The organism is Pseudomonas sp. R1-7 (genome assembly GCF_051132105.1).
GTDB lineage: Bacteria > Pseudomonadota > Gammaproteobacteria > Pseudomonadales > Pseudomonadaceae > Aquipseudomonas.
The window spans coordinates 5,640,461-5,653,572 of record NZ_CP071661.1 but is presented as its reverse complement, the minus strand read 5'-3'; the positions used below and the strand labels follow the sequence as shown (position 1 = coordinate 5,653,572).

Here is a 13,112-nt window from a genome sequence, read left to right as displayed (position 1 = left end):
GTTTAAGAGTGGGGCTTCAGGCGTACATCAGCCTCAAGACGTTGCGAGTGCTTGCGGTGACGCTCAGGTGAAATTCGATTTCTTCCCGATTGCGTCGGCCGCTCCGCTGTATCGGGGCGTGCTGGCCGGCCAGGCGGGCCAGGGCGAGGTCCAGTTCTTCCAGGGCAAGTTGGAATAGTCGCGTCTCGCGAGCGTCCAGCCATGCGCCACAGGCAATACGTTCGGTCCATGTCCACTCCTGTGCATCGAGGCTCGCCGGTGGTGGGTAGCGCGCCGGGTGCTGGTCCATGAATTCCGCGACCTCGAACAGCAGATCCAGGTCGTCCTGCTCGTACCGCGCCAAGCCTGCGTCTTCGTCGACGTCCAGCAGCGTCAGCAGTTTCCTTCGGCCCAGCACTGCGATGATCTTCAACAGCAGCGCCAGGCTCGTGTCATGACGATTTCGCCGCGTGGCGCACTCGCCTTCCAGCTCCCAGGCGCCGAACAGCGCGCCGCAGAATGGGTTGTTGGCATTGCCGAAATCACTCTGGCTGTCGACGTCGTTGTCACCGATGGGTTGCCGGCGATGGGCGAGCATCTGCGCCAGATCGTTCAACAAGTCTTCGTCGGAGAAGGCGTCGTCGCTGTCGACATCGAGCGTCGAGCCGGTACCGCCGTTGATCTCTTCGAGGATATCTTCGAGCACCAGGTGCAAGGGCGCTTCGGTCTGTGCGGCCCATTTGTCCTGCAGGCTCGGCAAGCCTGGCCGGGATTGTCCGCCTGTCGAGCCGTGCTCACTGCTCCATTGAACGAGCGATTCCCGCAGCCGGTTGCCTGCGCCATGCAGCGTCAGGTGTTCGGCGACCAGATTCGCCAGGCCAGGCGCTGTCGAGGCGTGGCGCGGCGTCGGCTCGTCACCGAGCGAATCCCTGGCAATGCGAAGGCTGTCTGGCGAATGGATCTGCATAGGGCCTCCTCTCCAACGCGCATGAGGTTCCCCGCCGGAGCGGGGGCTGGAGCGAGAGGGTCAGAATCGTATGTTCTTCGATGCCTCCCCCATGGCGGTGATGGCCTTGGTCGCGCTGTCCATCGACTCCGCTGAAATGGCATTCATGGTGTCGGCAACCAGTTTCTGCTGGTCGAACTGGGATTTCATGGTCGTCATCGCCGCCGAGGTGGCGTCCATCTGCTGCATGGCTGCCATGGAGGCGGCGAGAGAAGCTCCACCAAAACTCATAGTCGTATCTCCGGATTGTGGAATGGCAAGACGCTCGTGAACGTCTCGACGATTGAGTGGCGACCGCTGGGAAAACGGTTCCACCGATCCATTCAACTCGTCGATATTTGCAGGCACTTCATCCGGTAATACAGCGTGCGGCGGGCGATGCCCAACTCAGCGATGACTTTGTCGATGCAGTGATGGTGGCGGCGCATGCAGTCCTCGATGAGGATCTTTTCGAACTGCTGCAGATGTTCTTTCAATTTCAATGTCGAGCTGTTGTTCTCCAGCTGCTCGGCGCGGGGCAGCGCCGGCAGGCCCAGCACGTAGCGCTTGGCAGCCGATTGCAGCTCGCGGATGTTTCCGGGCCAGGCATAGCCGAGCAACTGGCGCAACAGCGCGGGCGAAGGCGCGACGTAGGGTCGGTCCAGGGCCTGGGCTTCACGGCGCACCAGGGACTGGAACAGCGGCACGATGCGCTCCTTGCGGCTGCGCAACGGCGGCAACTTGAGGCTGATGATGTTCAGGCGGAAATAAAGGTCCCGGCGAAACTCGCCCCGCTCGACCATGTCCGCCAACGGGCTCTGGGCCGAGGCGATGACCCGCATGTCCACCGGGATGTTCTGGGTCGAGCCCAGCCGTTGCACCGTCCTCGATTCGAGGACTCGCAGCAGCTTGGCTTGCAGCCCCAGCGGCATGCTGTCGATTTCATCCAGGTAGAGTGTGCCGTTGTGCGCGGCTTCGACGAACCCGGCGCGATTCTGGCTGGCACCGGTAAACGCACCGGTATTGGCGCCGAAGAGCTGGCTTTCCGCGAGGGATTCGGGAATGGCGGCGCAATTGATTGCAACGAACTTGCCGGAGCGGCCAGACATACGATGGATTTTTTCCGCCAACGTATCCTTGCCGGTACCGGTCTCGCCGCGCAACAGCACATCGACCCCCAGCGGGGCCACGCACTGGGCAAATGCCTCAAGATTGAGAGCATCCTCTTTAGTGGGAGTGGAAAGTGCAGCGCATAGCAACTTTTGCATCACTGACGATTCCATTTTTTGTTTGGTTTAGGAGGGTCGACAAGTAAAACGATGAAAAGGGCGTGTACATCTTCCTCGGTATCTAGCGCCGCCGCGCAATCGAACGGGTAACCAACATCTTCTGTACGGGTTTAGAGAACCGATTAAAGAAAAGTTCACGTTGCGCCGACGGTTGTTAAACGATTCAGCTCCATGGTCAGAGCGCTCCGAAAAGCCCGAAAAGTCCGGTCTGACGGGGATTCAGGGCAGAAAAGCCGGTCGGTCGGCAGCTTTTCGAAAAATTGGATCCGACAAACGGTTCAGTACCGGCCCGCGGTTCGAGCAAGGACTCTAGAAAAGAGTAATAGCTCCAACTAGCGTGATCGGGGGAAAGCAACTAAGCAATACGTATCGTAGTTTATCTGGCTCATTTTGAAGTCGGCCACGGACAGTAACAGCCGACCGCCAGCGTATGCGTCGCGTTAACTTCCCGGTCAACACTTAGTGCTTCAAGTATGGGTTCTATGAAGCTATTGCTCGAGTTGCAGGTCAAGCCTTCGCTGTACGGACCGAAATACGCGAGCTTGCCGCTGCGGTCCCAGATCGCCACCGCGGGGCTGGCAGGAATCTGTTCCGAACCGGGGAGCGCCGGCAATGCCTTGAGGCTGTTCAGCGTGGCAGGCAGGCGGCCCTGGCTGCCGGTTTTCTGTACTGCGTAGAACTCCACGCCCTGCGGTGTGTATTTATCGACCAGCTCGGCGAGGTGCTGCTGATTGCCAACGTTGCATGGGCAGGCCGGGTCCCAGAAATGCACCAGGCGGATCGCGCCCGGGCCGGCCAGGTTGGGAGGCAGGCGCAAGGGGTCGCCGGAAAATACCGCCGTGTGTTGGCTGAATGTCCTCAGGAATCGGCCCTGGAACCAGTCGTAGGCGAGCCACAGCACGATTGCGCACGTGAGGGCGAGGAGGCTGGCAAGCAAGGTCGTGCGATGGGACGGGCGCATGGGGTCGATCCTCTGAAGCCGCGTAGCTTGCCATGCCCGGCGCGACAGATGAATATCGCAGGCTCATAAAGCCTGTTTCTCGCGATGCGCTTCTGCCTGGAATACCGATGCCCGCTTCTTTCGACCCTGATCACCTGCGCGCCAGCCTGCAACCCTTGGCGCAGTGGCAGCCGCTGTCTGCGCAAGCGCAGGCCTACCAGCGTTTCTATGGACTGGATTTCCCGGCACGCACATTGCGCAGGGGCTTGGGTCGTTTCGAGGTCGCGGGGTATGAGCTGGTTGGCCAGGTCTGGTGGCCGGAAAACGCCGTGGCGACTGTGTTTGTCTTTCATGGTTATTACGATCACATGGGCCTTTACCGGCATTTGATCGAATGGGCCCTGGAGCAGCGGTTCGTGGTGATCAGCTGCGACTTGCCGGGCCATGGGCTGTCCAGTGGCGAACGCGCCAGCATCGGCGATTTCGCCGATTACCAGGCGACCTTGCAGGGCCTGCTGGCAGAAGCGGGAACCCTGGGCTCGCCGCAGCCGTGGCACCTGTGCGGGCAAAGCACCGGCGGAGCGATTGTGGTGGACCATGTCCTCAGCCAGGGCGCGGACAGCCCGGCCCAAGGCCAGGTCATCCTGTTGTCGCCCCTGGTCCGGCCTCGCGCCTGGGGTTGGTCGCGCCTCAGTTATTACCTGCTGAAGCCGTTCGTGACCGGCATTGCCCGGCGGTTCACCGAGAACTCCACCGATCCGGATTTTTTGCCGTTCCTGCAGGCTGATCCGCTGCAACCGCTGCGCCTGCCCACCGCATGGGTCGGCGCGCTCGCGCAGTGGATCAAGCGTATCGAGGCGGCGCCGAGCAGCCCGCGCCAACCCCTGATTGTGCAGGGGCAGGCGGACATGACAGTGGATTGGCGACATAACTTGCAAGTGCTGCGGGGCAAGTTCGATCGGCCGCAAGTATTGATGTTGCCTGAAGGGCGGCATCACTTGGCGAATGAAGCGTTGGCGATGCGCCAGGAGATGTTCGAGTTCTTGAGCAAGCGGATGAGCCGGATACGGCGGTGAGGGGGCTATTGCCATCGCGAGCAAGCTCGCTCCCACATGGGATCTCGGTAATCGCAGATCCGAGTTCACTCAATACCCTGTGGGAGCGAGCTTGCTCGCGATAGGGGTGCTGAACTACTGCCCGAGATTCTGCCCCACCGCCAGCCCCGCCCGAATCGCGGCCAGCGCCGCCTGGTAATAAGCCTGCCCCTCGGCCGACTCGGCGAAGGTCGCGAACTCTTCCAGCTCGGTGTCGCTCAAGTCGCGGTAGACGTACAGCAACGTGTTGTTCAGGTCAGTTCCGATCTGATCCATCAGGCGCTGGCGCTGGCCGTTCAACATGCCTTGGGCCTGTCCACCGCCCAGCAAGCCGGGAATCATCGAACTCAGGCTATCGGCGGCCACGCCGGCGATCGCCAGGCTGACTTCGGCACCGGCTTCGCGGGCGGGCAGGGCCTGGGCCAGATGACCGATGATCAACAGGCGATTGTCGCTGGCTTGCATTTTCGGCAGGCCCTTGGCGTTCTTCGCCAATTGGTCGCGTCGGGTGGCGAGCAGTTCGGCCGCGACAACTTTGCGGCCCAGCGGCGATTGGAAGAAGCTCAGGGCCGGATTCGGATCGGCAAGATGCTTGCGCAGTTGGGCCTCGGCCCGTTGGTCCATGGCCTGGGGCGCGAACCGTTGGTTGCTGTTGTTCACCAACGCCTGGAACACCGCTGGCGGCAGGCTGTTTTGATAGCGCTGCTGCGCGGCATTCAAGGCGTCATTGAAATGCGCCCGTTGTTCCGGCCAGCCGGCGACCTTGTACAACTGGTCGTAGCTGTCTGCCCAGGCGGGCAATACGCAGAACATCAACAGTGAGAAAAGCAAACGGCGCATAGGGACTCCTGTCAGCAGCCGACTATTCTCCGTGGGGGGCGGGGACTTGTCGAGAATTCGTATCAAGTTCGTACTGCAGTGCAATGAGCGGCGATCAACCCGCTGCGTGGCGCTGTCGGTTTTGCAGGCACAGGAATACTATGCGCGCCATGCAAATACCTTCTGATCATCCGTTGCTGTTACGTATCGTCGACGACCTGGCCGAGCGTGGCTGGTCGCAGCAGAACATCTTCCTGCCGGATGCGCTGACGCGCGCCCTGGCGGCTGAATGCCGTCAGCGCGCCGCTGAAGGTGAACTGGCTCCGGCCGCCGTTGGTCGCGGGCCTTTTTCGGAGATCCGCGAGGGGATTCGTGGCGATCGCATCCAATGGATCGAGCCCGGCCAGGTTGAAGCCTGCGACCGTTACCTGGGTCTGATGGATAGCCTGCGCGAGGCCCTTAACCGGGGGCTGTTCCTTGGCCTGGAAGATTTTGAGAGCCACTTCGCGCTGTACCCGCCTGGCGCGTTCTACCTCAAGCACGTCGACCGTTTTCGCGACGATGATCGGCGCATGGTCTCGGCAGTGCTCTACCTCAATGACGCTTGGTTGCCGGAACACGGCGGTCAGTTGCGCATGTACCTGGACGAAAGCGCGGAGCACGACGTCGTGCCCACGGGCGGCTGCCTGGTGGTGTTTCTCTCGGGGGACATTCCCCACGAAGTGCTGCCGGCGACGCGTGAGCGGCTGTCCTTGACCGGTTGGTTTCGACGCCGCGGCAACGAGTTGTTCTGAACATGGACAAGATCCTCGTCAGCCGCTGTCTGCTCGGTCACCGCGTGCGTTATGACGGAGGCGCCAGCGGGCCATTCGATCAGCTTCAACAATGGCTCGACGAGGGGCGGATCGTGCCCCTGTGCCCGGAAGTCGCCGGTGGTTTGCCCACGCCTCGGGCGGCAGCGGAAATCCCCGGTGGGCAGGGTGCGCAGGTGCTCGATGGCGACGCGGCCGTCATAACCTCCGATGGCGAGGACGTGAGCGCGCAGTTTCTGTCCGGCGCCTATCAAGCGCTGGAATTGGTGCGCGAGCACGGCATCCGCATCGCCGTGCTCAAGGCCAATAGCCCGTCTTGCGGCAACCTGCTGACTTATGACGGCACGTTCAGTGGCGTGAAGGTCCGTGGCGAGGGGGTGACGGCGGCGTTGCTCAGGCGCCAGGGTGTCCGGGTGTTCAACGAACTGGAATTGGCGCAAGCGGCGTTGGTGCTAAAAGCGATGACCGCAGAATAATTGCGGCGAACCGCCTTTTTGTGGCGAGGGGAAGGCTCAGGCTGGTGGTCTAAAGCTGCCCGGCCAACTGCTCGATCTGTTCCTGTCGCTCAGCCTGGCTCAAGCGAGGATTGGCATTGAGCGACGACCACTGCGGATACGCTCGAGCCTTGCTCAATGCCTCGGGCAGCTTGCCTTCGCGCCAAGTCTTGTCCTGGGGCGTGGCGATACGGATGCTGTCCATCGCCGCATGGCCGCGTTGATTGATCGCTTGCAGCAATTGCCGTTGGCGCAAGGCCAACAGGCGTAGCACGCTGTCGTCCACGGTCAGTTCGCGCTGGCCCTTGAGCTTGCCCATCAGCCGGTTGCCATAGCTGCGGGCGGTTTGCAGTGCACCGCCGGCAATCGCTCCGGCCAGGGCGGCGGCGCCAAGGGTCAGGCCTCCCACCAGCAAGTCCACCCCGGCACCGGCCGCAGCCCCCGCCGCGATTCCGCCACCGACCCGCACGCCCAGTTGCTTGAGGGTGTCGGGATTGAACAAGTCATCACCCCAGCGACCATCCAGCAAGGGCAAGTCGCTGGCGGCTGCGTCCTGGGCACGAAAGGCGTAGAGCTTGAGCAAGGCCTCGACGCAGCGTTGCTCTCGCTGACGGACGGCGTCGCGCAATTGGGTGATGGCTTGGTGCTCCAGATCGGCATCGCTGGCGACACTGCGTCGGCAGGCGGCGCAGTCGATCAGCAGCTCGGCGATCAGGCGCTTCGCGCTCTGCTGGCGAGCCAGGCGCTGGGCCTGCTGATCGACGATCAGGCGCTCCAGTTGCCCGCGCGCGTTTTCCAGCAACAGCGCCAAGCTTTCGTACAGGCGTCGTTCGCCATCTTCCGGCGGGGCAACACTGTCGAAGCGCACCAGCGCATGCAGGCCCAATCGCGCCAAGGCTTCGCGCCACTCGGGCTCGCGATGCTGGGCACTGCTGACGAAGTTGAGCACCGGCAGCAACGGCTTGCCGCAGCTGGCGAGGACCTCCAATTCATCACGGTATTTGGCCAGCACCGGTTCGCGGGCATCGATGACGTACAGTCCGGCATCGCTGGCGAGCAACTGCCGCAGCACTTTGGCTTCCTGCTCGAAACGTTGCCGGGCCTCGCTGCCTTCCAGAAAGCGTGCCAGGCGTGCCGGGCCGTCCAGGCGCTCACCGGGACGCTCGAGACGTTCGAGGTAATCGAGCAAGGCGATGGCGTCTTCCAGTCCCGGCGTGTCATACAGTTCCAACAGCGCCTGGCCATCCACTGATAAGCGAGCGCCTTCGACGTGACGCGTAGTGCTCGGGCGATGGGAGACCTCGCCGAAGCCGACGTCGCGGGTCAGGGTCCGCAGCAACGAGGTCTTGCCGACATTGGTGTGGCCGACCACCGCGAGCTTCAACGGCTTGAGCAATTCAGTCATGGCCGGTCTCCAGCCAGTTCATCGGGGCGCAGTCGGCGAACGGCAACTGCAATTGTTGCAGCGCGTTATGCCAGTCCCCCAGGCGCTCGCCGTCCAGTGCTTCGCCGGGTGGCGCCTGCAACAACCAGACACGGGTAGCGCTGGCGCTGCGGGCCAGTTCGGCAATCAACGCAAGGCTGCCGCGATCTGGCGAACGCCGAGGGTCGCAGGCAATCGCCAGGCGCGCGGGAGGGAAGCGTGAGAGTTGTTCCAAGAGTTTGTGGCGAGACTCGCGGCTGTCGAGGATGCCCGCGTTTTTAACAGAGTCGGGCAGCTTCGGCGGCCAGGGACGGTCGTCCAGCTCGATCGCCACCAGCAACGCGCCGTCACTGTCCATTGCGCCGACGGCGCTGTCGATTCGGTGCAGTTGCGCGGGCGCGGCATCGTTGACTCCCAGGCGCTCGCTGCTGGGCATCAACCGCTCGCGCAACTGCGCGTAGCCGGGCAGGTTCAAGTCAAGGCGAAGTCTGGCGCGGCCACGACGCCAACGCCACAGGCACAGCAGCGCCAGGCACAGGCGCGGCAGCAAGCCGTAGACCAACAGAACGCCGACCAACCAGCCGGCCCAGGCCTGGCGGGCGCTTTCGATATTCAATGCGGCGTCGCCGCTGGCACGGATCATCTCGACGGTCGGCACGCTGAAACCCAGCAAGGCGGGCAGCGCACCGAGGACCTGGGTCACGGTGACAAAGGTCTCGCCGCCAAGAATCGTGGTTTCCCAGACGAAGCCATAACGCCGGGTCGCCATCAGCATCAATACGATGACCAGCGCGCTGAGCATCGCCAGCAGCCACAAGCCGTTGACCAGCACGCCGAGGGCCCAGCGATTGAGTCGGTGCCGTTGCAGCAATAGCAGCAGGGCTGGCGCCAGTTGGGCGGCCTTGGCGTCGCGGGCGAGTTTTTCGCTGAGCCACAGCCAAAGGCGTCCCAGCGTGGCGCCTTGTTCCCCGGCGAATATCAAGCCAAGGGCCCAGCCGATGAGCAGGAGTACGTTCAGCCCCAACAGGCTGCCCAAGGCCCAGAAGACGTTGACCGGCGTACGTCCATCGCCGAGCGCGGCAAACCCCAGGCCGGCGCCGCTCGCGACGGCGAGCACCGCCAATACCAACAGTGCCAGGCGCGCGCCTTGCAGCCAGTGGCGCAGGGCTTGAACGAGGCCGTCGCGGTCGGCCAGCCAGCGGGCGCGGTGGCGGATGCGGGTGGATAGATCACCGCCTGCCGCGCGGGCCAGGCGATTGGCTTCCTGGTCCTCGAGCGGGCCAGCGTGTTCTTCACGCAGGCGTATCGTCTCGGTCAACCAGAGGTTCTGCAGTTCTGTCACGGGGGCTTCCGTTGCTCGAATGAGCAAAGAGCATAACCGCTGTGGCGCCGGTCCGGGCCTCTGGTATCCTCGCCGTCATGAAAAAAACTCTTCCCTTAAGCCTGATCGCAGCCCTCGGTGAAAACCGTGTGATCGGCATCGACAACAGCATGCCCTGGCACTTGCCGGGGGATTTCAAATACTTCAAGGCCACCACCCTGGGCAAGCCGATCATCATGGGCCGCAAGACCTGGGATTCGCTGGGTCGACCGTTGCCGGGTCGCTTGAACATCGTGGTCAGCCGCCAGTCCGGCCTGGTTCTGGAAGGCGCGGAGGTTTATTCCACACTTGAAGCCGCAGTGGAACGGGCCGAGGCCTGGGCGTTGGAGCAGGGTGTGGATGAGCTGATGCTCATCGGCGGGGCCCAGCTCTATGGGCAGGCGCTGGATCAGGCGGATCGGCTGTACCTGACCCGCGTGGCGCTGAGCCCGGAAGGGGATGCGTGGTTCCCGGCGTTTGATTCGAGCCAATGGAGATTGGTCTCGAACCAGCCGAATCCGGCGCAAGGGGATAAGCCAGCCTACAGTTTCGAAGTCTGGGAGAAGCGCTAAAAGCATCGCGAGCAAGCTCGCGATAGCTATCATCAGGATCACTTGCAGGCGCGCCTGCTCCGATAAGGCTCCGCCAGCCGCCAAGCGCCGCGACTGTGGGCCGGAAAGCCTAACAGTCTGATATCTAAAGAATTGATACTAAAAAAAGAATCTCTACTGTCGCTTTTGGAATAAGGCACTGGCGCCCACGGACATGCCGCTGCCGTTATCGAGACGCAAGCGGTCGCCCACAGGCGGGATCTGTCACAGGCATTTGTTAGCGTCGAACTCTTACAACCTGGGAGTAAACGCCGATGAAGCTCGTACCTCACTTGCTCGCTGTCGCGCTAGGCTTGGGCCTCGCCGGCCAAGCGCTTGCCACCGATCTCAAGCACTGGCCGGCGGAACAGGCCAAGGCGCTGGAGGCGATGATCGCGGCCAACGCCAACAAGGGTAACTACGCGGTGTTCGACATGGACAACACCAGTTATCGCTATGACCTGGAAGAGTCATTGTTGCCGTTCATGGAGAACAAGGGGCTCATCAGCCGCGAAACCCTCGACCCGTCCTTGAAGCTGATGCCGTTCAAGGACACGGCGGATCACAAGGAAAGCCTGTTCAGCTATTACTATCGCCTGTGCGAAGTGGACGACATGGTCTGCTACCCATGGGTGGCCCAGGTATTCTCCGGCTTCACCCTCAAGGAATTGAAGGGCTATGTCGACGAATTGATGGCTTCTGGCAAACCGGTGCCGACGACTTATTACGATGGCGACAAGGTGGTCCAGTACAACGTCAACCCGCCGAAAATCTTCACCGGCCAGGCCGAGCTTTACAACAAGCTGATGGAAAACGGCATCGAGGTCTACGTCATGACCGCCGCTTCCGAAGAGTTGGTGCGCATGGTCGCCTCCGATCCGAAATACGGCTACAACCTCAAGCCGCAGAACGTGATCGGTGTGACCACGCTGCTCAAGGACCGTAAGACCGGCGAGCTGACCACCGCGCGTAAACAGATCACGAACGGCAAATATGACGAGAAGGCTAACCTGGGCCTGGAATACACACCGTACCTGTGGACTCCGGCGACCTGGATGGCCGGCAAGCATGCGGCGATCCTGACCTACATCGACGAATGGAAAAAACCTGTGCTCGTCGCCGGCGATACGCCGAGCAGCGACGGCTACATGCTTTTCCATGATGTGGACGTGGCCAAGGGCGGCATTCACCTGTGGGTCAACCGCAAGGACAAATACATGACCCAGATAAACGGCATGATGGCCAAGCACGCCGCGGCCCAGGCCAAGGAAGGGCTGCCGGTGACGGCCGACAAGAACTGGGTGATCGTCAAGCCGGAAGATATCCAGTAAACCCGTCGCCTACCGAGGAGCCCTGTGGCTCAAAGGGTCGAACTGAAGCGCAAAAAAATGCCCCGCACTTGGCGGGGCATTCTTGTTCGAGGCTGGGACGCTTACAACCCGTCCAGCATCGCCTTGTTGCGCACCGCACCCTTGTCGGCGCTGGTGGCGAGCAGGGCGTAGGCCTTGAGGGCGGTGGTGACTTTGCGCGGACGCATTTCCACCGGCTTCCAACCTTTCTTGTCCTGTTCGATGCGGCGTTCGGCCAGTTCTTCGTCACTGATCAAGAGGTTGATCGAACGGTTGGGAATGTCGATCAAGACCTTGTCGCCATCGCGCACCAAGCCAATGGCGCCGCCGGCCGCTGCTTCCGGCGAAGCGTGGCCAATGGACAGGCCCGAGGTGCCACCGGAGAAGCGGCCATCGGTCAGTAGGGCGCAGGCTTTGCCCAGGCCTTTGGACTTCAGGTAGGACGTCGGGTAGAGCATTTCCTGCATGCCCGGGCCGCCCTTCGGACCTTCATAGCGAATGATCACGATGTCGCCGGCCTTCACTTCATCGGCAAGGATGCCGCGCACCGCGCTGTCCTGGCTTTCGAAGATCTTGGCGTTGCCTTCGAAGACATGGATCGACTCGTCGACACCGGCGGTTTTCACCACGCAGCCATCCAGGGCGATGTTGCCGTACAACACAGCCAGGCCGCCTTCCTTGGAGTAAGCGTGCTCGACGCTGCGAATGCAGCCGTTCTCGCGATCGTCGTCCAGGGTTTCCCAACGAGTCGATTGGCTGAATGCGGTTTGCGTCGGAATGCCCGCCGGGCCAGCCTTGAAAAAGTGATGCACCGTTTCGTCGGTGGTCTGGGTGATGTCCCACTGGGCGATGGCCTCGGCCATGGTCTTGCTGTGCACCGTCGGCAGGTCGGTGTGCAACAAGCCGCCACGGGCCAGCGAGCCGAGGATGCTGAAGATGCCACCGGCGCGGTGCACGTCTTCCATGTGGTACTTCTGGATGTTCGGCGCGACCTTGCACAGTTGAGGTACGTGACGGGACAGACGGTCGATGTCGCGCAGGTCGAAATCGATCTCGGCTTCCTGGGCGGCAGCGAGCAAGTGCAGGATGGTGTTGGTGGAACCGCCCATGGCGATGTCCAGGGTCATGGCGTTTTCGAACGCCTTGAAGTTGGCAATGTTGCGTGGCAGCACCGACTCATCGTTTTCGCCGTAGTAACGCTTGCACAGCTCGACGATGGTCCGGCCAGCCTGCAGGAACAATTGTTCGCGGTCGCTGTGGGTGGCCAGGGTGGAACCGTTGCCCGGCAATGCCAGGCCCAGCGCTTCGGTCAGGCAGTTCATCGAGTTGGCGGTGAACATGCCGGAGCACGAACCACAGGTCGGGCAGGCACTGCGCTCGTACTCGGCGACCTTCTCGTCAGAGGCGCTGGAGTCAGCGGCGATGACCATGGCATCCACCAAGTCCAGGCCGTGGCTGGCGAGCTTGGTCTTGCCGGCTTCCATCGGCCCGCCGGAAACGAAGATCACCGGGATGTTCAGGCGCAGGGCGGCCATGAGCATGCCAGGGGTGATCTTGTCGCAGTTGGAGATACAGACGATGGCGTCGGCGCAATGGGCGTTGACCATGTATTCGACGGAGTCGGCAATGATTTCGCGGCTCGGCAGCGAATACAGCATGCCGTCGTGACCCATGGCGATGCCATCATCCACGGCGATGGTGTTGAATTCCTTGGCGACGCCGCCGACGCGTTCGATTTCCCGGGCAACCAATTGGCCGAGGTCCTTGAGGTGGACGTGGCCTGGTACGAACTGGGTAAAGGAGTTGGCAATGGCGATGATCGGCTTCTTGAAGTCGTCATCCTTCATCCCCGTGGCGCGCCACAAGGCACGGGCGCCGGCCATGTTGCGGCCATGGGTGGATGTTTTCGAGCGGTAATCAGGCATGGAGCACTCCGGGCGGCTAATCAAGTATCAAATGGGAAGTGAGCTTCTATTGA

The 13,112-nt window shown here is 62.1% G+C and carries 13 protein-coding genes; 5 read left to right on the top strand and 8 right to left on the bottom strand.

Annotated features, from left to right (window positions below):
- Window positions 1-16 precede the first annotated feature (16 nt).
- The 4 genes from J3P79_RS25560 to J3P79_RS25545 all read right to left on the bottom strand — a co-directional run bounded on the left by J3P79_RS25560 (window position 17) and on the right by J3P79_RS25545 (window position 3,214).
- A complete protein-coding gene (locus J3P79_RS25560) occupies window positions 17-946 on the bottom strand; it encodes a type III secretion protein (protein ID WP_434606641.1) in 930 nt (309 codons plus the stop codon).
- A 60-nt stretch (window positions 947-1,006) separates the two neighbouring features.
- Window positions 1,007-1,216 carry a hypothetical protein gene (locus J3P79_RS25555; RefSeq protein WP_029612820.1) on the bottom strand — a complete coding sequence of 70 codons (210 nt, stop codon included), beginning with the start codon at window positions 1,214-1,216 and terminating at the stop codon, window positions 1,007-1,009.
- A 92-nt stretch (window positions 1,217-1,308) separates the two neighbouring features.
- Window positions 1,309-2,232, bottom strand: coding sequence for a sigma 54-interacting transcriptional regulator (locus J3P79_RS25550; RefSeq protein WP_434606639.1), 924 nt, complete (start codon window positions 2,230-2,232; stop codon window positions 1,309-1,311).
- A 406-nt stretch (window positions 2,233-2,638) separates the two neighbouring features.
- Window positions 2,639-3,214, bottom strand: coding sequence for a DUF6436 domain-containing protein (locus tag J3P79_RS25545; protein WP_434606636.1), 576 nt, complete (start codon window positions 3,212-3,214; stop codon window positions 2,639-2,641).
- Between the two features lie 107 nt (window positions 3,215-3,321).
- On the opposite strand from J3P79_RS25545, the gene J3P79_RS25540 reads away from it, so the two are divergent.
- A complete protein-coding gene (locus tag J3P79_RS25540; protein WP_434606635.1) occupies window positions 3,322-4,269 on the top strand; it encodes an alpha/beta hydrolase in 948 nt (315 codons plus the stop codon).
- Between the two features lie 114 nt (window positions 4,270-4,383).
- On the opposite strand, the gene J3P79_RS25535 is transcribed toward J3P79_RS25540, so the two are convergent.
- Window positions 4,384-5,127 (bottom strand): DUF2059 domain-containing protein, encoded by a 744-nt coding sequence (locus J3P79_RS25535; RefSeq protein WP_434606633.1) that lies wholly within the window; start codon window positions 5,125-5,127, stop codon window positions 4,384-4,386.
- A 140-nt stretch (window positions 5,128-5,267) separates the two neighbouring features.
- On the opposite strand from J3P79_RS25535, the gene J3P79_RS25530 reads away from it, so the two are divergent.
- Both J3P79_RS25530 and J3P79_RS25525 read left to right on the top strand, forming a co-directional pair.
- Window positions 5,268-5,900 carry a 2OG-Fe(II) oxygenase gene (locus J3P79_RS25530; protein WP_039590406.1) on the top strand — a complete coding sequence of 211 codons (633 nt, stop codon included), beginning with the start codon at window positions 5,268-5,270 and terminating at the stop codon, window positions 5,898-5,900.
- A gap of 2 nt (window positions 5,901-5,902) precedes the next feature.
- On the top strand, window positions 5,903-6,394 hold the full coding sequence (locus tag J3P79_RS25525) for a DUF523 domain-containing protein (protein WP_434606630.1): 492 nt from the start codon (window positions 5,903-5,905) through the stop codon (window positions 6,392-6,394).
- A gap of 49 nt (window positions 6,395-6,443) precedes the next feature.
- Here J3P79_RS25525 and J3P79_RS25520 read toward each other — a convergent pair whose 3' ends face one another.
- Both J3P79_RS25520 and J3P79_RS25515 read right to left on the bottom strand, forming a co-directional pair.
- The gene (locus J3P79_RS25520; RefSeq protein ID WP_434611606.1) at window positions 6,444-7,808 is read right to left on the bottom strand and encodes a GTPase/DUF3482 domain-containing protein; all 1,365 of its coding nucleotides are present in this window, start codon (window positions 7,806-7,808) and stop codon (window positions 6,444-6,446) included.
- A gap of 1 nt (window position 7,809) precedes the next feature.
- A complete protein-coding gene (locus J3P79_RS25515) occupies window positions 7,810-9,177 on the bottom strand; it encodes a DUF2868 domain-containing protein (protein ID WP_434606627.1) in 1,368 nt (455 codons plus the stop codon).
- Between the two features lie 77 nt (window positions 9,178-9,254).
- On the opposite strand from J3P79_RS25515, the gene J3P79_RS25510 reads away from it, so the two are divergent.
- A complete protein-coding gene (locus tag J3P79_RS25510; protein ID WP_434606624.1) occupies window positions 9,255-9,767 on the top strand; it encodes a dihydrofolate reductase in 513 nt (170 codons plus the stop codon).
- A 293-nt stretch (window positions 9,768-10,060) separates the two neighbouring features.
- Complete coding sequence (locus J3P79_RS25505; RefSeq protein WP_434606622.1) at window positions 10,061-11,116, top strand: haloacid dehalogenase-like hydrolase; 1,056 nt, start codon at window positions 10,061-10,063, stop codon at window positions 11,114-11,116.
- 101 nt (window positions 11,117-11,217) lie between these two features.
- Here J3P79_RS25505 and ilvD read toward each other — a convergent pair whose 3' ends face one another.
- Window positions 11,218-13,059: a dihydroxy-acid dehydratase gene (gene ilvD, locus J3P79_RS25500; protein ID WP_434606620.1), complete on the bottom strand. Its 1,842-nt coding sequence runs from the start codon at window positions 13,057-13,059 to the stop codon at window positions 11,218-11,220.
- Between the last annotated feature and the right edge of the window lie 53 nt (window positions 13,060-13,112).